Origin of the sequence: Aureimonas jatrophae (genome assembly GCF_900104035.1) — a bacterium.
Taxonomy (GTDB): domain Bacteria; phylum Pseudomonadota; class Alphaproteobacteria; order Rhizobiales; family Rhizobiaceae; genus Aureimonas; species Aureimonas jatrophae.
Genome location: NZ_FNIT01000006.1, coordinates 82,568 through 100,630 on the forward strand (window position 1 = coordinate 82,568; position 18,063 = coordinate 100,630).

An 18,063-nucleotide genomic window follows, 5' to 3' on the forward strand; every position below is an offset into this window, starting at 1 on the left:
CATGATCGTATCCCTGGCCGCTTCCGGGCCGTTTCCGAGGTTCGCGATGGAAGGCGTCGGCGAGCGTCAGACGCGCCGCAGGACGATCTCCGGATCGGCGTGGGATCCGTCCTCGAAGTCGGCGGCGAGCAGGCCCCGGTTCATGAGGACGACGATCTGGACGTAGGGATTGCAGTGGTGGCGACCGACGATGGCGAGCGCCTCGTCGAGCGGAACCGACGAGCCCGGGGCGGGGATCTGGTTCAGGAGTTCGACCTGACCGAGCGCGAGTGCTCGGTACGGAAACTCGTCGTTAACCACGATCCGATCGTGGATCTCTTCTGCATTGCGGACATGGTCCGCCATGGCGTATGGATGGTTACCCATTACCTGTAGCTCCTTAACAGCTATGGTTGTGGCAAGGCCGGAGAGTGGTTGCACCCGCTCTCTGGCCTGCTTTGCGTTGCCGTAGTTGGCAATGTGAAAGATATACCCGTAATGTTATAACGGGAAGGCGCTTCCCAATTTTCCGACCACCATGGTGAACGCGGTGTTATCGTGCGTGTTCAGATGGTTTCCGTGGGCGCATGTGGCTGTGGCATTGCTCGCCAAAGATGCTCGGTGAACCTATCCCTTAAGGGTACATCTCCAAATCTGGACGTCTTGGCCACACCGGTTGATCTTCAACCCCGGTCCATCATGTGCCGTGACTGAGCACCTAGAATCAGTTTGGCGCCAAACGAAGTCTCAGCTGCATCTGTGTTCGTGCGATGGCATCGGCTTCATCGCACACTAGCGGACGGCCGAGCAGATAGCCTTGCGCTGTCCCGCAGCCGAGTTCCAGAAGGTTCTGCAACTGGCTTTCCTGTTCGATGCCTTCAGCCGTGGTGTCGATATTCAACTCCCGTGCCATGGACACGACGGCACGTATGATGGCTGCGGCGCCTGGATCGCTTGTGGATGCTGCGATGAAGCTTCGGTCGATCTTGATGCGATCGACCTTGAATGCACGCAGATGAGCGAGCGACGAATAGCCCGTTCCAAAGTCATCCATCGCGATGCGAACGCCCAACGCGCGCAGGCTTGTGAGGGTTAAAGCGATCTGAGCGCTATTCTCGACCATGGCGGTTTCCGTGATCTCGATCTCGATCCGCTTTGGGGATACGCAGTGCTTCGTAAGCGTCTGCGCAAGTTGTGAGACAAGCGCTGCCGATCGCAACTGGATGGCCGACACATTGATCGACATGTAGACGTGATCTGGCCACAACGCGGCCTGCCGACATGCGGCATCGATCACCCAAGCACCAATCGAGGTGATCATCCCGGAGCTTTCGGCAATTGGGATAAACTCGGCGGGTGAAACGATGCCGCGTTGAGGATGACGCCAGCGCAAAAGCGCCTCGAACCCGGTCAGTGTTCGTCCGGGCAGACTGTAGAGAGGTTGATACCAAAGTTCGAGTTGATCGGCGTCGAGAGCTTCGGAAAGATCCTGTTCGAGAAGGCGCTTGTTGGCCTCGTCTTCCAACATCCCGTCCCGGTATGTCTCGAACCGGTTTCGACCTCCGTTCTTAGCGGCGTAAAGCGCCAGATCCGCCTTCTGCTGAACGATCGAGGTATCATCGCCTGGCTCGGCCGCGGCGATCCCGATGCTGCACCCGATCGCCACGACGTGCGGATTGATCTCGAATGGGATGGCTATGGATGTCGTAATGTCCTGGGCCAGAGCGATCGCCCGTTCCCTGGGTGCCGATACGAGCACGGCCAACTCGTCACCGCCAAGTCGGAAAGCTTGTTCTGACGGTTGAAGGAGTGTCGAGATGCGGGCCGTGACGTGTCGTAGGAGTTCGTCGCCGACGGCATGCCCCAGACGGTCATTGACGCTCTTGAAGCGATCGAGGTCGATCATTAACATCGTCACCCGGCCTTGAGAGAGGAGATCCTCCATCGACTGCGCGAACATCCGGCGGTTCTTCAGTCCCGTCAGGGCATCGTGGAATGCCATGTGGGCGATCGTCTTCTGTCCGTTTCGCGCTTCGGTGACGTCCTCATATGTCAGGATCGCTCCGCCTCGCGCGACAGGTTGGCAAGCGACGGCGAGGATGGTGCCGTCGTCGAAGTGATGTTCGAGACGGGTGGGTGTGATCGACCGCATCCAGGTCTGATGGTTGTCGAGAACCCGCCTGACGCGCTCGCTGTCCCATCCGGCTCGACGACCGATGGCTGCTATGTAGCTCTCCAGCGTCATGCCGATCCTGAGCTCGTCCTTGCCCAAGTGAAACAGGGCATGAACTCGCTCATTGACGAGCGTCACCAACCCGCTGGACGAGAGCATCGTCAGTCCGTTCGACATATTGGCGAGGGCGTCAGACGCCGTTGCCCGGGCCTTCGTATCGATAAAGCTACTCGCGAAGCCCGATCCGACGATAAACGAGCCGACGCAGGCAACCGCAAACGCAAGGGCGTTCAAAGCCTCCGGATCGGAATAGGATCCATCGATCAGCATCGGCGAGACACGAAACGCCGTCATGCCTGTGAAGTGAAGACCGATGATGGAAAGAAAGAAGAGAAAAGTCGCCAGATGAGGGCGGACGTGCTCGTCCCCAACTCTGAGTGCCGCATGCAAGCTCGCCGCAGAGAGCACGCAGGAGATGAAGATCGAGGCGGCTAGGAACGACCGGTCCCAACTCACGATACCTTGGACGCGGTAGGCGAGCATTCCTGTGTAGTGCATCACCACAATGGAAAGACCAACGACGGCGCCCCCGATCGCTGGTGCGCTCGGTCGTTTCGAGGTGGCGATAAGGAAGCCGATGCCGGAGCCTGTCATGGCCACCAGCAGCGAGACGATCGTCAGAACCGGATCGAAGCCGATCGGTAGACCGGGCTCATAGCCCAGCATTGCAACGAAGTGAGTGCACCAGATCGAGGCTCCGGTGACGAAGGCCGACAGTACGACCCAGGCCAGCTTCTCCAACGAGTCGGCTGTCGCAGCTCGAAGAAACAGGCGAACCATGGCCCAGGAGCCGGAACCGCAGATGACGGCTGCCATGAGCACAAGCCATAGATTGTGGTGTTCAATGATACATCCGACGACCGTCATCATGTTGGAACGATAAATCTTGCCTCGAGGAGGAGCGTGGACAGAATCGAATGCGATTCGAGGTGCCAGCGCCCCAACCTATCGCGCGTCAGGTTATTGCCTGACTAAAGGTCGGTGACAAAACTGTTGGGCTTGGATGCATCAGACGTGAGTGCCGCGCGATTTCGGAACGCCACTCTACTCATGACTGAGCTTCCACAGCGCACAGCGAAGCGACAGAGTGGAGCCGGTGAAATGAACCTACCCATCGTCATCGCGGCGAAACCAAGCTCCTGCTTGCCTTTGGTGCCAGATTCGGCACTGCGAGACGCTTTCCGCGGTGACGCTTGAGATCGTAGCTGTGTTCGAGAACGGCTTGCCGCGCCTACGAACGAACCAGCGCCCAACGGCGTCGCGTCCACAGGGCTAGGGCGCCAACGAACAGAAGCGCACCGACGATGGAAACGAGAAGGCGGTGATGCGAACGCAACTGCCCGAAGATCGTCTCGATGCCATGTCCGAACCAGTACCCGGCGGAGACAAAGACGAGTGCCCAGGTTGCAGCCGCAGCGGCATTGATGACGACGAAGCGCAGTGCTGGAAGTTGTGTGGTTCCGATCGCGATCGGGCTAACGGTCCGGAAGCCGTAGACAAACCGAAAGCCGAAGGTGAACAGGAGGGGGCGTTTCTCGAAGGCGTTCAAAGCCTTTGCAAAGAACGGTTTAGCGCTGATCCGTCGGACGAAGCGTGCGTTACGAAAGAAGCGCCCGCAGACGAAAAAGATCTGATCGGCCGTGAACGAGCCAAGGCCCGCCGCCAGGACCGTCGGCCAGAAGCCGAGCGTTCCTGCATGGGCGGCGACGCCAGCCAGAACCGCAACGGTCTCCCCCTCAAAACCGGCACCGAGGAAGATGGCCGGAAGACCGTACTGCGCGACGAGGGTCTCGATCGTCATTTGGACTCATGAAATGAACATACGGTGCGGGGGCGAAGTAGTTAGAGATATGGATGAGACCGCTACAAACAGTTCATCGCAGAACGTTCGATAGGCAGTGTATCTGATCGTGGTAGGCGTCCTCCGCCACGGGTAAGTCGTCGTCAGACTCAACGTTCAGACGGCGCTGCCCGCCGTTCAAACAACGGGGTCACCAGCATGTGCGGCACGGTCAGGGCTGCAAGACCGATGAACACAACGTTCAGTGCAGGCGCCTGACCGCTAGCGAACAGAGCTGCTAGCGACGCGAACAGGATGGCGGCACCGACCAGCGTCGGCGAGCAGGCCAGGAGATACGCACGAAGGGTCGGCAGGTGAAGTGTCGCCATGCGTTCGTGCGTCTGGCCTCGGCTGTGGACGAGCGCGAAGACCAGCGCAAAGCCGACCAGCGGCGAGAAGGTCAAGAGGGCTCCCGCAATTAGCACCAGTTCCAGCGCTGATGCGCGTTCCCGGTCCCGGAGACGTAAGACGACGGCTAGCGACGCCAAGGCCAGCACTGGCAGCGCGAGGAACGAGGCCACTCCTGCGAGCGCATCGCCTCCCGGTGATGTCGAGAGCGCCGCGAAGAGCTGCGCCAGCGCCTCGGCATGGAACAGCGCGGGAAGCGTGATCGGCATCAGGCCTCGAGCCACGCGCTCGGCCCAGCGCATTCCATCCGACACGTCGTCGATCGCGAAGTGCACGGCGGACAAGGCCAGGAAGGCCGCTAGCGTCGCGCCGGGTGCTGCATGCCAAAGGACGAGCGTGATGGCGACGGCGCCGAGATAGAGAACGAGAAAGGCGAGAAGGCGGACGGGGTCGTCCCGCATCCGGCGTCCCGCCATGGCCGCCAGATGGTCGCTGGCCCCGTGTGGAAGACCCAGACCGAGGATCAGGATCGCAGCGAACACAAGAGGCACGGGGCCGGCGGCGATATCGGCCGCCAGTCCCAGGAGCGCGAAGCCGCCCGCCCACAGAAGGCGGCTGGAGGGCCGCCTCGATGATGCGACGCGTCCGGATGGAAGCGTCGCGGGGGTCAGGTGAACGAGCGTCATCGAAAATCGCGTCCCTGCCGTCAGGCGAGGCGACGCTCTTCGCGCTTCACGAGTTCGGGCTCTGCCTTCTTGAGACGCTCGCCAGCGGTGAAGCCGTAGACGACCTTGGCGATGATATCGAGGATCAGGATGGCCCAGACGCTGGCAGCGCCGGAGATGATGCCGAGACCCTCGGGACCGACCGCGAACACCACCGGGTAGATCAGCCAGACCACGGAGAGCTGAAGGGCGTTCTTGCGGTAGACCTCGTTGAGCGCACCGCCGTAGCTAGCCGAGCGCTCGCGCAGCGGTCCCCAGAGCATGAAGTAGACGCCCGCGAACGCCGCGCAGGACCACAAGAACCAGACGAGGCGGGTCGAGCCGTCGAGGCTCATGGCCGACAGGAGACCCGTCAGGATCATGAGGGCGTCGAGACCGACGATAGCGACGACGTAGCCGCCCTGGCGAGGATGCTCGTGGAGCGCGAGGGCAACCAGGCTCGACAGGAGCAGAGGTGTCGTGAAGATCCAGTCGCCGTAGCGTGGCACGTAGAGGGTGACCCCGTCCCCCCGGTCCATGACGAAGGTGCCGAGATACATGGCCAGATAGGCGGTGGCCGCGATGAACGGCACCAGCGCATGGATCTGTGTGTGGTGTCGGATCGCACTGGCCTTCGAGCCGGTAACGTAGATCCCGATGGATGCGATCGACATCACGATGAAGCCGATCAAAAGGGCAGTGCTTTCCATATGTCCCAACCTTACGAGAATTTAACGTCGCGGACATGTGTCCAAGCGGAATTGCCGCAAGAGGTTGCCACGCAATTTAATGTTGCGGGTTGATGATCGGGTGCGGTCATAAGTTATGTAAGCTACTGTTTGTGATACATTATTGAGTTAAAATCTCGGGCTTCCGCCTATTCGGCCGGATGTTTCTTCAACCGATGAAACGACCATGTACGGAACATTAAATTTCAAGAGGGGGCATTGCCCATTTGGTTCAGCCGGCGAATTAGTCGTCCACAAAGAGTGGCTGGATGGAACCCTTGAATAAGATTGCTGTCATTACGGGCGCTGGCGCCGGGGTTGGGCGTGCAACGGCCGACGAGTTCGCCCGTGCGGGCTACGACGTGGTTCTCCTGTCGCGGGATCCCGAACGGTTGGAGCGCGCGGCAAGCTACGCGCGGAGCCAAGGCGTTCGAGCCCTCGCGATCCCGACCGACGTGGCGGACGCCGCGGCCGTGGAAGCTGCCGCTGATCGGGCCGAACGCGAACTTGGCGCCATCGACGTATGGGTCAACGTCGCCATGGCAACGGTGTTCTCGCCCGTATCGAAGCTGACACCCGAGGAGGTCGAGCGAGGGACGCGCGTGACCTATCTCGGTCAGGTCCACGGCATGATGTCGGCGCTCAAGCGGATGCGCACTCGCGACCGCGGCGTCATCGTGAACGTCGGCTCGGCCTTGGCCTATCGCTCCGTTCCCCTCCAGTCGGTCTACTGCGGCGCCAAGGCGGCCATCCGGGGCTTCACGGACTCGCTGCGGTCCGAGATCATCCACGACAAGCTGAACGTCCGCCTCACCATGGTGGACCTTCCCGCCGTGAACACGCCGCAGTTCGACTGGGCGCTGAACAAGATGGGGCGCCGTCCCCAGCCCGTTCCCCCGATCTTCGAGCCCGAGGTCCCGGCCCGCGCCATCCGTTTCGCCGCGGAGCACGACCGGCGCAACGTCTGGGTCGGCTACCCCACCGTCCAGGCGATCCTTGGGAACCGGATCGCGCCGGGGCTTCTCGACCGCTACCTCGCCCGGAGCGGCTATTCCGGCCAGCTCACGCAGGAGCCGAAGCCGGAGGACGCGCCGAGCAACCTCTTCGAGCCTGTGAAAGGCGACTACGGCTCGCACGGACGCTTCGACAGCCGCTCCAAGCCGCGCAGCATCCAGATGTTCACGGACCGCCACCGCACGGCGTTCTGGGGTCTCGCCGGGCTTCTGGCGATCCTCGGCCTCCATCGCCTCGCGCGTCGCTTCGACGTGTGACGGGCGGAGCCGTTGACCGTTCCCCTCGAAGACTACGCTATGGTCGGCGACGGCGAGACCGTCGCCCTCGTTTCGAAGCACGGATCCGTGGACTGGCTCTGCCTGCCGCGGTTCGACTCGCCCGCCTGCTGCGCCGCATTGCTCGGTGACGGCCGCCACGGGTTCTGGAGTCTTGCCCCGGACGGCGAGGCGCTGGAAACCTGCCAAGGCTACCGTCCCGACACGATGGTCCTCGACACCGAGTTCCGGTGCGAGGGCGGCACGCTCGTCGTCACGGACTTCATGCCCGAGCGGGACGGTCGCCCGCTCCTGATCCGCATCGCCCGGGTCGTGAAGGGACGCGTCGAACTCGTCTCGCGCGCGGCCTTCCGCTTCGACTACGGCAACATGCCGCCCTGGATCGTACGGGAGGGCACGGGGCTGGCCATGCATGTCGGTCCCGACAAGCTCGCTCTCCACACCGAAGCGCCGATGTCGGTCGAGAACGACGCCGTCGTTTCACGCATCACTCTTCTCGAGGGCGAAAGCTGTGCCTTCGTTCTCGTCTATGGACGGTCCAACGAGATCGTCGGCGACGGGATCGACGCCGAGGCCGCGCTGCGCGAGGCCGAGCGCGAGGGTCGCGACTGGATCGCACGCCTCGCGACCGACGGCCTCGCCTATCCCGAGGCCGTGCGCCGTTCCCTGCTGACGCTGAAGACCCTCATCCACCGCCCGACGGGCGGTCTCGTCGCGGCGCCCACGACCTCGCTGCCCGAGCAGCCCGGCGGCACCATGAACTGGGACTACCGCTACTGCTGGCTGCGCGACGCCGCCTTCACGCTGGACGCGTTCGTCGAATGCGGTTTCGTCGACGAGGCCCGCGACTGGCGCGACTGGATCCTGCGCGCGGTCGCCGGCGCCCCGGAGAAGATGCAGATCATGTACCGGGTCGACGGGTCGCGCCGGCTCGACGAGGCGGAACTTCATTGGCTGCCGGGCTATCGGTTCGCCAAGCCCGTGCGCGTCGGCAATGCGGCCGCGGGACAGCTCCAGCTCGACGTCTGGGGTGAACTGATGTCCGCGCTCCACATCGCGGAGGGCGCCGGCATGGAGCGGACGACCCAGGGCCGGCATATGGAGCATGCCGTGGTGGACCATGTCGCCAGGGTCTGGACCCAGCCCGACCAGGGGCTGTGGGAAAGCCGAGGCGAGCCGCGCCACTACGTCTACTCCAAGGCCATGGCCTGGGTCGTGCTGGATCGTTTCCTGAACGGCCGAGGCGCGCAGGAACTGGCGGACGAGCGCCGCTCGGACCTGGACACCCTGCGTAAGCATATGCACGCCACGATCTGCGCCGAAGGTTTCGACACGGGACTGAACAGCTTCACGTCCTTCTACGGTGGGGCACAGGTCGACGCCTCGCTGCTTCTTCTTCCCAAGATCGGCTTCCTGCCGATGAGCGACGCGCGCATGGCGGGCACGCTCCAGGCCATCGAGGCGCAACTTGTTGAGGACGGCTTCGTGCGGCGTCACCGCATGGAGGCCCTTGTCCCGGAGGGCGCGTTCCTGGCCTGTTCGTTCTGGCTGGCCGAGTGTCTCCTGGGCGTCGGGCGCCGCGCGGACGCGGTGAGGACGATCGAGGCGGTGATCGGTGTCGCCGGCGGCACCGGGCTCCTGTCGGAGGAATACGACATGCGATCCCGTCGCCTGGCGGGCAACCATCCGCAGGCCCTCAGCCATCTCGCGCTGATCCAGGCCGTTCTTGCCCTCAAGCGGTTCGATGATGGCGAGCGAGGCGACGATGCCGATCTATGAAGGGATATGCCGCCGCATCGTCCGACGTTGGGGGAGGCGTCTTGCGGTCATGGCACCGCTTGTTCTCCTGGCGGGATGCGGTTCTGGGATCAGCTTCCTCGATCCGCACGGACCCGTCGCCGCGACGCAGCGCGACCTCTTCTTCGAGGTCACCGCCTGGATGATGGTCGTCGTCCTGCCGGCAATCCTTCTCGTCCCCTTCGTCGCCTGGCGCTTCCGGCGCACGGCCAAGAACGCGGCCTACCATCCGAACTGGCGCTTTTCCTGGCCGCTGGAGATCCTTGTCTGGGGCGTGCCGGTGATCCTCGTCTGCATTCTGGCGACGCTGATCGTCGGCAAGGCCCGGTCGCTCGACCCCTATGCCGCGATCCCGTCCGACAAGGCGCCGCTCGAGGTCGAGGTCATCGGCCTCGACTACAAGTGGCTGTTCGTCTACCCCGAGCAGAACGTCGCGAGCGTCGGCGTCCTGGCGCTGCCCGTCGACCGCCCGGTGCGCTTCCGGCTGACAAGCGACACGGTCATGCAATCCTTCATGATCCCGGCGCTCGGCAGCCAAATCTACGCCATGGCCGGCATGGTGACGGAACTCAACCTTCTGGCCGACCGGCCCGCGGTCCTCTTGGGACAGAACACGCAGTTCAACGGCTTCGGCTTCCAGAACCAGAAGTTCGACGCCCTCGCCGTGCCGGAGGGGGACTTCGACCGCTGGATCGCGAGCGCGAAGGGCGTCGGGCGTCCGCTCGACGAGGGCGCCTACGCGATCGTCTCTCAGAAGGGCAAGCTGGCGGACCTGCGATCGCGGTTCGACTTCGACCCGGCCAAGGGCCTGATCTTCTCGAGCGTCGACCCGACCCTCTTCACGACCGTCGTCGCCCGATACCGGCCCGATGCCGCCCACCGGCACGAGAGCGACGAAGCCGCCAACCATTCGAACGGGGGACACGCCCATGCCAACCACTGAGGGCTGGTGGCCGCTCGTCTTGGGTCGGCTGTCCTACGACGCGCTACCCTTCTACAGCGGGATCGCGACGGCCGCCGCCTCGCTCGTGGTGGTGGGCGCGATCACGGTCGCGGCGCTTCTGACCTGGCTCGGCCGCTGGGGCTGGCTCTGGCGCGAATGGCTGACCAGCCTCGATCACAAGAAGATCGGCATCATGTACGTCGTGATCGCCATGGTGATGCTCTCGCGTGCCGTCATCGAGGGCTCGCTGATGCGCGCCCAGCAGGCGATCGCCTTCGACAATCCCGGGTACCTGGAGCCGGAGCACTTTGCCCAGCTCTTCTCCACGCATGGCTCGATCATGGTCTTCTTCATGGCCATGCCGTTCCTCACCGGGATCATCAACTTCGCCCTGCCGATGCAGATCGGCGCGCGCGAGGTGTCGTTCCCGCTTCTGAACTCCATCTCGCTCTGGCTGACGGCCGGCGGTGCCGGGCTGATGATGGTCTCGCTCGTCATCGGCAAGTTCTCGACCGGCGGCTGGAGCGGTTACCCACCCTACACGGATGCGACCTACAATCCGGGCGTCGGTCCGGACTACTGGATCTTCGCGGTGACGCTGGGGTCGCTCGCCTCGACCATGACCGGCATCAACGTCGCGGTGACGATCTACAAGAAGCGGTGCGGCGGCATGAACCCGTTCCGCATGCCCTTGTTCTGCTGGACGGCGCTGTGCACGTCCGTCCTGATGATCTTCGCCATGCCGCCGCTGACCGTGGCCACCGGCCTTCTCGCCCTCGACCGCTACCTCGGCGCCCACTTCTTCACGAACGACGGCGGTGGCAACATGATGAACTTCGCCAACCTGTTCTGGCTGTTCGGCCACCCGGAGGTCTACATCCTCATCCTGCCGGCCTTCGGCGTCTACTCGCAGGTGATCTCGAACTTCTCGTCCAAGATCCTCTACGGCTACGACTCGCTGATCATCGCGACCATGTGCATCGCCGTCCTCTCGTTCACGGTCTGGGTGCACCACTTCTTCACGATGGGGCAGAGTGCGGATCTCAACGCGGTGTTCGGCGTCGCCACGATGACGATCGGCATCCCGACGGGCGTGAAGATCTTCGACTGGATCCTGACCATGTCCTGGGGGCGCGTGCGCTTCACGGTGCCGATGCTCTACGCGCTGGCCTTCATGGTGCTGTTCACGATCGGCGGGCTGACGGGCATCCTCCTCGCCAATCCGGCTATCGACTTCCAGGTCCACAACTCCGTGTTCCTGGTGGCCCACTTCCACAACATGCTGATCCCCGGCCTCCTCTACGGGATGATCGCGGCCTACACCTACTGGTTCCCCAAGGCCTTCGGCTTCCGCCTGGACGAATGGTGGGGTCGCGTTGCCTTCGGTTGCTGGGTCACGGGCTTCTGCCTCGCCTTCCTGCCGCTCTACCCTCTCGGCCTCATGGGGATGCCACGGCGCACGCAGGAGTTCTTCGAGCCGGCCTATCTGCCGTTCACGATCGTCGCCGGCATCGGCGCCCTGTTTCTTCTGGCCGCCCTGGCGAGCCTCGTCGTTCAGCTCGTCGTCTCGATTCGTCGGCGCGCGTCGCTCGCCGTTCCCGGTGGCGATCCCTGGAACGGGCGCACGCTCGAATGGGGCATCCCGTGTCCGGCACCTGAATACAACTTCGCGGTCCTGCCGATCGTCGATGCCCGCGATGCCTTCCACGCAGCCAAGGAGAACGGCACCGCCTATCCTACGCATCGCTTCTACTCAGACATCGAGGTGCCGAAGAACTCCATGACCGGCGTCGTCTTCGGTATCTCGCTGGCCGCGGCCGCCTTCGGACTCGTCTGGTACATCTGGTGGCTGGCCGCCCTCGGTGTCCTAACGGCCGTGGGTGCGGTCGTCGCACGGTCCTTCGTGCTCGACACGATGCGCATCATTCCCGCCGAGGAGGTCCGGCATCAGGACCAGGCATGGTTGGCTCTCGTGCGCACGCTTCCCTGCACCGACCGTGCTGCCGAGACGATGCCCGAGAACCAGGGCTTGGCGGAGGCGGCTGCGGCATGAGTTCCGTGACCCAGCACCGCCATCCTGGCATCAACCTCGGGCACACCGATCCGGAAACCCATCGCCAGGCCGAGGAGACCCTCTTCGGCTTCTGGGTCTTCCTGATGAGCGATCTCGTCCTGTTCGCTCTCCTGTTCGCCACCTATGCCTCGATGATCGGGGCGACCGATGGCGGTCCCGGGCCGCGGGACGTGTTCGAGCTGTCATCGGCCGCGCTGGAGACCGGGGTCCTGCTCCTGTCGAGCCTCACCATGGGCATGGCGTCCATCGCCATGAAGTACGAAGAGCCCCCGCATCGGCTTTACGGATGGCTGGCCGCCACGCTCGTCCTCGGTCTTGTGTTCCTCGGCCTGGAGGCACGCGACTTCGTCAAGATGGCCTCGGAAGGGGCCACGCTCCAGCGTAGCGGCTGGTTGTCGAGCTTCTGCGCGCTCGTGTCGACGCACGGACTCCACGTCACGGCGGGATGCGTCTGGCTCGTCCTGTCGATCATCCAGCTCGCGGTGTTCGGGCTGCGATCCGAGGTCAAGCTGCGCATCATGCGCCTGGCACTGTTCTGGCATCTTCTGGACGTCGTCTGGATCTTCATCTTCTCGGTCGTCTACCTCGGAGGGCTGGCATGAGCGTCGACGTCGACGAGCACGAGAAGCGGCGCGAGTTGAGATCCTACATCGTCGGGTTCGCCATGGCGGTCGGTCTGACCGCCATCGCGTTCCTAGTCGTGGTGGCCGGAATGGCGTCGCCGACGGCCTATGCGGTGATCGGCGTCGCCGCGCTCGCGCAGGTCGTCGTCCACTTCCGGTTCTTCCTCCATATCAGTTGGCAGCGCTCGACCCGCGACGACCTCCAACTCATCCTCTTCACGACCCTGATCATCACGTTGATGGCGGGAGGAACGATCTGGATCCTCGCGAACCTCCATCACCGGATGATGTAGCGTAAAGGAGAGCGGGTGCGCTGGAAGCGGAAGCGGTGCCCGTCCGGATCGACTTCCGAACGGTTTCCGGTCCCACGTCTGCCCCCTGGCGTTACCCGATGGCTCCTGGTGCGCCCGCGCGGCAGGTCTTGGAAGAGAAACGTCGCCCAGTCGCCCATCCAGACCAGCCCCTCGATCCAGCGAAAGCCCGTCGCCAGCACCTCCACCGGCGCGTTCGAGAGCGTCAGCTGGTCGAATTCGGGCTCCACCGTTTCGAAACGGAAGTCCGCCATCGCCAGACCCGCGTCGGGCACGCCGGGGTTCAGCGGAAGCGGCACGGCGTCGTCTGGTCGCGCTTGGAATCGAACTGAACCACCATGAGGACGGCCGGCTCGTCGCCCGCCGTGCCCGACATGTGGCCCTTGCGACCGTCCTTCTCTCGCGTGCCCTGGTCCTCGCCGAACGAAATCTCGCCCGGCCCCATCTCGACGCGCGTGCCGTCCATGGATTCCACCCACCAGCGGCCGGAGAGCGGGATGATCCATTGCGGCGCGGGGTTCTCGTGCCAGGCGCCCTCCCAGCCCACCGGCTGCACCGTCACCATCACGGTCATGCCGTCGTGGTGCTTCTCCCCTTGCCATTGCGGGGCGGCGGGCGGCTGCATGCTTTTCAGCTCGAACTGCGTCATCTCGCACCGGCGCTGCCGGCTGACGCCGTCCGAGTCGGCGTAGAGGTGCCAGTAGGGCACGCGGGGCGGGGTGTCGTCGCTCATGGCTGCGTCTCGGTGAGGCTGTAGGGATGGGTCGAGCCGAACGGGTCGGCGAAGAAGCGGTCGACGCTTCCCGCCGTCGGCCCGAAGGTCACGAGCAGGAAGCCGCCAGCGACGGCGAAGTTCTTGAGGAAGTCCCACAAGGTCTCGCGCCCCGTCGACGGGCCGCGAAGCCGGAAGTCCGGCGCGCGCCAGAACTGCTTGAACAGGACGGCCGTCACCGCGCAGTAGCCGGACAGGATGAAGGCGGCGAGCCGGTCGGCGACGCCGGTCAGGACCCCGAGCGACATCACCACCTCGACAAAGAGACCGGTGAGGATCAGCGCCTTCGCAACCCCATGGCTGCTCGTGGCCTGCCCGGCCTGCTTCGTCGCATCCGCGAAGTTCAGCACCTTGTCGAGCGCGCTGAACGGCAGGAACAGGAGAACCAGCGACAAGCGCGTCAGGAAGGCGACGAGGATCTCGAACGTCATGGTGGCAGGCGGTCCTGGCTGCGGTTTGCGGGTTCCGAGGGTTCGAGACGGCATGCCGATCCGTCGGGTTCCCGTCCTTCGACGACGAAGATGGAGGAACGATCCGCGGCGCCTAGTCTTTAGCCGCAACTCGAAGCCGGCAGGAGCACAGGATATGACCGAGGACCGCTACGACGTCGTGATCGTCGGCTCGGGGCCGGGAGGGGGCACCATGGCCTGGCGCCTGGCGCAGACCGGCAAGCGCGTCCTCCTTGTCGAGCGCGGCGACTACCTGAAGCGCGAGCGCGAGAACTGGAGCACCGAGGAGGTCTTCGCCAAAGGCCGCTACCAGGTCGATGAGACCTGGGTCTTGTCGAACGGCGACCGGTTCAAGCCGGGCCTCCACTACTTCGTCGGCGGCAATTCCAAGGTCTACGGTGCGGTCCTGTTCCGGTTGCGCACCGAGGACTTCGACGACGTGCGCCATCCCGATGGCATCGCCCCGGAATGGCCGATCAAGTACGACGAGTTCGAACCCTACTATCAGGCGGCCGAGGAACTCTTCGAGGTGCGCGGCGCACGCGGCGAAGACCCCACGGAACCGCCGGCGCGCAAAGGCTACAAGCACGAGGCGATCCGGCACGAGCCGCGCATCCAGCAGCTCTCCGACGACTGGGCGCGCGAAGGGCTCCATCCCTTCCACCTGCCGATGGGCGCGCTCCTCGACCAGGACGAGACGGGCGCCGCGACCCCGCACTCGCCGCTTCTGCGCTGCGATCCGTTCGACGGCTACCCCAGCCTCACCAACGGCAAGTCGGACAGCCAGGTCATCTGCGTCGATCCGGCGCTTCGCGACCACCCGAACCTGACGCTTCTGAAGAACGCCTATGTCGAGCGCCTCGTGACCAACGAGGCGGGCACGAGCGTCGTCGGCGTCGAAACCGTCATCGAAGGTCGGACGCATACGATCCGGGGCGACATCGTGGTTGTCGCCTGCGGTTCGCTCTCCTCGGCCCTCTTGTTTCTACGCTCCGGCAACGACCGGCATCCGGACGGACTCGCCAACGGCTCGGGCCAGGTCGGGCGCAACTACATGCGCCACAACAACGCGACCGTGCTCGCCATCTCGAAGGACCCGAACCCGACCGAGTTCCAGAAGACGCTCGGCCTCAACGACTTCTACCACGGGCATGCGAAGTCGCCGCGGAACCCGTTCGAGTATCCGCTCGGCCATATCCAGATGGTGGGCAAGTCCGACGGCACGCAGATCGAGGCGGAAGGGCTGCCGGGCTTCCTCCAGTGGCTGCCCGAGAAGCCGTTCGACTGGATCGCGCGGCACTCGATCGACTTCTGGGTGACCTCCGAGGACCTGCCCAAGCCGGAGAACCGCATCTTCTACCGCAACGGGCAGGTGCATCTCGATCTGACGCAGACCAACATGGAAGGTCATCACGCACTTCGGGAGATGCTGAGAACCATCTGCAGCAAGGGCGGAATCCATCCGCACCTAATGGACCGCAAGCTCTACCTCGGGAAGGACACGCCGATCAGCGGCACGGCTCACCAGGCCGGCACGCTGCGCTTCGGGCCGGACCCGGCACGCGACGTCCTCGACCTCGACTGCCGCGCGCATGGGATCGACAACCTCTACGTCACGGACGCGAGCTTCTTTCCCTCGATCGGCGCCGTGAACCCGACGCTCACCATCATCGCCAACGCCCTGCGCGTGGCGGACCGGATCGTCGAGCGCCTGTGATCGCAGGAACCTGTTGAGTGCGAACTACGGTTAGGTTTGCTGCATTTGAATGTCCGCTTGTGGGTTAGGGGCTGTCATCGCTTGAACGTCTTGGCCGACGACAGACCCCTTGAGACTGGACGACAGGTTTTGCGACTCGGTCGCGGCTACATGCCCTCTCGAAACCGCGTCCTAGTCCGGTCGGATCCGGTTCGCCAAGGATTCGACATTCCGCGCAGATGGGTGCAGCCGAGCCGCGACAGCCGTCCGTGCTCTCCGATGGCCGAAGTCCGAGGTCAGTCGGACACGTGAACTTCCCGCTGGGGCGGCCTGCCCATGCAGTCGAGCAGGTGTTCAGCCGCGACCTTGGCGTCGAAAACGAGTACCGACGCATCCCGGTCGGACCAGTCGCGACGGGCCTCCTCGAAGGCGGCGAGGGCATCGACGCGGACAAGCCTGTCCCCGCTGACGATGACGTATCGTCCAGGGACGTGATCCGGATGCGTGGTCCTGACCATCGGCCCGCTCATATCGTAGCGTGCCCGCGCCGCTTCGGACGCGAAGGCCAGGAGCGGCATCATCGACAAGCTTGCGCACGCCGACCTTGTGGTGAACTCGTCTTGGGGTTCGTCCCCGACACCCATTTCGGTGAACCTGCACCAGGCGAGGACGAAGCAGGCATCCTTGAAGGAAACCGGATCCCCCGGCATCCCCGAGGAGATGAGGCGCCGGCGGCGCAGGTCGTCGACCATCGCAAGCGTCGCGCCCGTTATGTCACCGAGTTCTTCTTCGGACAGGCTGGCGTCCTCGATGCGGATCGAAACCATCTTTTCCCTCACTCCACGACAACGAAGAAGCGCTCGCTGCGGCCGACGCAGACCTTGTCCCGTCGCCGGATCAAGAGCGCCTCGACCCAATGCGGGCCGCGGTACAGGGTCGCCTCCCAGCGCTGCCCGTGGCCGGCCTCCGACTTGTAGAAGCCGCCACGGAGGTTGCTGACCTGCCGAGCAGCCTCCTCGTCCGTGTTCACGACGCGCCACCTGACATCGTAGTCGGTGGGGAATGGGTTGCCGAGGTTGTTCACCGCACTCAGCAGGAGTTCGCGCCCCTTCGAGACGATCTCTCCGGATTGGAGGGGTCCGAGGCGCCTGCCGCCGACCCGCGCGTTGTAGACGTCCGCGCGCACGTTCACCGTCAGCGTCGGTGCCATGTGCCACGGTATCTTCTTGACCCAAGGCAGGGTCGCCGGGATCCGGCTCAGGACCTCGCGGCCCGCCGCGCGCACCAGCGCGACCGCATCACCGACGACCGGAACCGCCGCCCGCGTCGCCATGGTGCCGCGGATCGCGCGGGCCTCCTCCATCAGCGTCTGCGCGGCGAACGCCTCGCCGAAGACGCGGCGCCACTTCCGGATGCTCTCGTTGCGATCCGGTTCATCGAACGCGTCGTCGATCCACGACCTGTAGGTCGCGATCTTGGCCCTGAAGTTCGCGTACTTGTCGGCGTCCCAGTGCCTCGTGAAGCTCTCTTCCGGCCAAGCGGGGTTCCTCACGTCTGGCATGGTCGGGTTCTGCTTCAGGTGGTCGTCGAGCCGTCCAACGACGACTTTCAGCGTGGTCACCGCGTCCGGCAGGGTGCCGAGCACGGAGTCGAACGCGTTCACCCGTTCGCCGACCATCGTGGTGAGCAGCACCGACTTGGCGGAGAAGGTGCCCTTGATGTCGCGAAGGTACTTCAGGAGGCGGACTGCCTCGCGAAGCGAGTCATCGGATGCGTAGCGGCAGCGGCCGTCCCACCACTCCGCGTAGCCCTTGCCGTCGGTTCCCTCGTAGGCATCCTCGTACCTGTTGCAGATCTCCTTGCCGAAGTAGGTCTGGCGCCCGACGACGCACGGGACGACGTCGAGGCTGAAGTCGCCCGCGTAGGTCACCACCACGCACCGCGTCTTGCGCGACACCATTTCCCGGTAGGTGCCGGACGCGCGGAACGGCTCGTAGAGTTTCTCGACGTAGTCCGCCGCCGACCAGCCCGGCTCCGGCTCGACCATGACGAGGAGGTCGGCATCGAACCCGCGGTTGCCCGGCGGCTTGATGATGGTCTTGTGCGCCCAGGAACCCTGCCTACTGAACTCCCGGATCTTCGGCGTCCAGGTCGAAGACTCGATGAAGCGCTCGATCGTTTCCACCCTCGTTTCCAAGGTGCCGATCCTCGTCTTGTTGAGGTTTACGTCATCGGCGAGGAAGCGGGCGAATTCGTCTGAGAGCTGCAAGGACACAC

The 18,063-nt window shown here is 64.2% G+C and carries 17 protein-coding genes; 7 read left to right on the forward strand and 10 right to left on the reverse strand.

Features of this window, described 5'->3' with window-relative positions; translation table 11 throughout:
• Positions 1 to 66 precede the first annotated feature (66 nt).
• From BLQ76_RS13885 to BLQ76_RS13905, 5 genes are all read right to left on the reverse strand, one after another.
• Positions 67 to 366: a hypothetical protein gene (locus BLQ76_RS13885; RefSeq protein WP_139184012.1), complete on the reverse strand. Its 300-nt coding sequence runs from the start codon at positions 364 to 366 to the stop codon at positions 67 to 69.
• 337 nt (positions 367 to 703) lie between these two features.
• Positions 704 to 3,082, reverse strand: coding sequence for a bifunctional diguanylate cyclase/phosphodiesterase (locus tag BLQ76_RS13890; RefSeq protein ID WP_090674327.1), 2,379 nt, complete (start codon positions 3,080 to 3,082; stop codon positions 704 to 706).
• A gap of 361 nt (positions 3,083 to 3,443) precedes the next feature.
• Entirely contained in the window at positions 3,444 to 4,013 is a 570-nt protein-coding gene (locus BLQ76_RS13895) for a DedA family protein (protein WP_090674330.1), read from the reverse strand.
• A gap of 149 nt (positions 4,014 to 4,162) precedes the next feature.
• Positions 4,163 to 5,086 (reverse strand): Brp/Blh family beta-carotene 15,15'-dioxygenase, encoded by a 924-nt coding sequence (locus BLQ76_RS13900; RefSeq protein WP_090674333.1) that lies wholly within the window; start codon positions 5,084 to 5,086, stop codon positions 4,163 to 4,165.
• A gap of 20 nt (positions 5,087 to 5,106) precedes the next feature.
• Positions 5,107 to 5,814 (reverse strand): bacteriorhodopsin, encoded by a 708-nt coding sequence (locus BLQ76_RS13905; RefSeq protein ID WP_090674335.1) that lies wholly within the window; start codon positions 5,812 to 5,814, stop codon positions 5,107 to 5,109.
• Positions 5,815 to 6,101: 287 nt separating this feature from the next.
• Here BLQ76_RS13905 and BLQ76_RS13910 point away from each other — a divergent pair, with 287 nt between their 5' ends.
• From BLQ76_RS13910 to cyoD, 6 genes are read left to right on the forward strand one after another with little or no spacing between them, the layout of a single operon-like run.
• Complete coding sequence (locus BLQ76_RS13910) at positions 6,102 to 7,103, forward strand: SDR family oxidoreductase (protein WP_210184177.1); 1,002 nt, start codon at positions 6,102 to 6,104, stop codon at positions 7,101 to 7,103.
• Positions 7,104 to 7,115: 12 nt separating this feature from the next.
• Entirely contained in the window at positions 7,116 to 8,900 is a 1,785-nt protein-coding gene (locus BLQ76_RS13915; protein WP_090674341.1) for a glycoside hydrolase family 15 protein, read from the forward strand.
• A 49-nt stretch (positions 8,901 to 8,949) separates the two neighbouring features.
• Positions 8,950 to 9,861: a cytochrome ubiquinol oxidase subunit II family protein gene (locus BLQ76_RS13920; protein ID WP_170842597.1), complete on the forward strand. Its 912-nt coding sequence runs from the start codon at positions 8,950 to 8,952 to the stop codon at positions 9,859 to 9,861.
• On the forward strand, positions 9,848 to 11,914 hold the full coding sequence (locus BLQ76_RS13925; RefSeq protein ID WP_090674346.1) for a cbb3-type cytochrome c oxidase subunit I: 2,067 nt from the start codon (positions 9,848 to 9,850) through the stop codon (positions 11,912 to 11,914). Before BLQ76_RS13920 ends, BLQ76_RS13925 begins: the two co-directional genes overlap by 14 nt.
• A complete protein-coding gene (locus BLQ76_RS13930) occupies positions 11,911 to 12,537 on the forward strand; it encodes a cytochrome c oxidase subunit 3 (protein ID WP_090674348.1) in 627 nt (208 codons plus the stop codon). The genes BLQ76_RS13925 and BLQ76_RS13930 overlap by 4 nt, the downstream gene beginning before the upstream one ends.
• Positions 12,534 to 12,851, forward strand: coding sequence for a cytochrome o ubiquinol oxidase subunit IV (cyoD, locus tag BLQ76_RS13935; protein WP_090674350.1), 318 nt, complete (start codon positions 12,534 to 12,536; stop codon positions 12,849 to 12,851). Before BLQ76_RS13930 ends, cyoD begins: the two co-directional genes overlap by 4 nt.
• Here cyoD and BLQ76_RS22375 read toward each other — a convergent pair.
• The 3 genes from BLQ76_RS22375 to BLQ76_RS13950 are packed head-to-tail and all read right to left on the reverse strand — an operon-like array spanning position 12,836 to position 14,072.
• The gene (locus BLQ76_RS22375) at positions 12,836 to 13,168 is read right to left on the reverse strand and encodes a hypothetical protein (RefSeq protein ID WP_090674353.1); all 333 of its coding nucleotides are present in this window, start codon (positions 13,166 to 13,168) and stop codon (positions 12,836 to 12,838) included. The genes cyoD and BLQ76_RS22375 overlap by 16 nt on opposite strands.
• Positions 13,153 to 13,602 carry a cupin domain-containing protein gene (locus BLQ76_RS13945; RefSeq protein WP_090674356.1) on the reverse strand — a complete coding sequence of 150 codons (450 nt, stop codon included), beginning with the start codon at positions 13,600 to 13,602 and terminating at the stop codon, positions 13,153 to 13,155. Before BLQ76_RS13945 ends, BLQ76_RS22375 begins: the two co-directional genes overlap by 16 nt.
• Positions 13,599 to 14,072, reverse strand: coding sequence for a DoxX family protein (locus BLQ76_RS13950; protein WP_090674359.1), 474 nt, complete (start codon positions 14,070 to 14,072; stop codon positions 13,599 to 13,601). The genes BLQ76_RS13945 and BLQ76_RS13950 overlap by 4 nt, the downstream gene beginning before the upstream one ends.
• Positions 14,073 to 14,226: 154 nt before the next feature.
• Between BLQ76_RS13950 and BLQ76_RS13955 the strand changes: the two genes are divergently transcribed.
• Positions 14,227 to 15,807, forward strand: coding sequence for a GMC oxidoreductase (locus tag BLQ76_RS13955; RefSeq protein ID WP_090674362.1), 1,581 nt, complete (start codon positions 14,227 to 14,229; stop codon positions 15,805 to 15,807).
• A 275-nt stretch (positions 15,808 to 16,082) separates the two neighbouring features.
• Here the strand turns inward: BLQ76_RS13955 and BLQ76_RS13960 are convergent, their stop codons facing one another.
• Positions 16,083 to 16,613 (reverse strand): hypothetical protein, encoded by a 531-nt coding sequence (locus tag BLQ76_RS13960; protein WP_090674365.1) that lies wholly within the window; start codon positions 16,611 to 16,613, stop codon positions 16,083 to 16,085.
• An 8-nt stretch (positions 16,614 to 16,621) separates the two neighbouring features.
• Positions 16,622 to 18,061: an SMODS domain-containing nucleotidyltransferase gene (locus BLQ76_RS13965; RefSeq protein ID WP_244519631.1), complete on the reverse strand. Its 1,440-nt coding sequence runs from the start codon at positions 18,059 to 18,061 to the stop codon at positions 16,622 to 16,624.
• Positions 18,062 to 18,063: the final 2 nt, after the last annotated feature.

Excerpts from the sequence above, each read along its gene's own strand:
- BLQ76_RS13905 (WP_090674335.1), bottom strand. The coding sequence starts at position 5,814 with ATGGAAAGCACTGCCCTTTTGATCGGCTTCATCGTGATGTCGATCGCA.
- BLQ76_RS13930 (WP_090674348.1), top strand. The coding sequence starts at position 11,911 with ATGAGTTCCGTGACCCAGCACCGCCATCCTGGCATCAACCTCGGGCAC.
- BLQ76_RS13925 (WP_090674346.1), top strand. The coding sequence starts at position 9,848 with ATGCCAACCACTGAGGGCTGGTGGCCGCTCGTCTTGGGTCGGCTGTCC.
- BLQ76_RS13890 (WP_090674327.1), bottom strand. The coding sequence starts at position 3,082 with ATGATGACGGTCGTCGGATGTATCATTGAACACCACAATCTATGGCTT.
- BLQ76_RS13910 (WP_210184177.1), top strand. The coding sequence starts at position 6,102 with ATGGAACCCTTGAATAAGATTGCTGTCATTACGGGCGCTGGCGCCGGG.
- BLQ76_RS13955 (WP_090674362.1), top strand. The coding sequence starts at position 14,227 with ATGACCGAGGACCGCTACGACGTCGTGATCGTCGGCTCGGGGCCGGGA.
- cyoD (WP_090674350.1), top strand. The coding sequence starts at position 12,534 with ATGAGCGTCGACGTCGACGAGCACGAGAAGCGGCGCGAGTTGAGATCC.
- BLQ76_RS13885 (WP_139184012.1), bottom strand. The coding sequence starts at position 366 with ATGGGTAACCATCCATACGCCATGGCGGACCATGTCCGCAATGCAGAA.
- BLQ76_RS13950 (WP_090674359.1), bottom strand. The coding sequence starts at position 14,072 with ATGACGTTCGAGATCCTCGTCGCCTTCCTGACGCGCTTGTCGCTGGTT.
- BLQ76_RS13920 (WP_170842597.1), top strand. The coding sequence starts at position 8,950 with ATGGCACCGCTTGTTCTCCTGGCGGGATGCGGTTCTGGGATCAGCTTC.
- BLQ76_RS13945 (WP_090674356.1), bottom strand. The coding sequence starts at position 13,602 with ATGAGCGACGACACCCCGCCCCGCGTGCCCTACTGGCACCTCTACGCC.
- BLQ76_RS13900 (WP_090674333.1), bottom strand. The coding sequence starts at position 5,086 with ATGACGCTCGTTCACCTGACCCCCGCGACGCTTCCATCCGGACGCGTC.
- BLQ76_RS13895 (WP_090674330.1), bottom strand. The coding sequence starts at position 4,013 with ATGACGATCGAGACCCTCGTCGCGCAGTACGGTCTTCCGGCCATCTTC.
- BLQ76_RS13960 (WP_090674365.1), bottom strand. The coding sequence starts at position 16,613 with ATGGTTTCGATCCGCATCGAGGACGCCAGCCTGTCCGAAGAAGAACTC.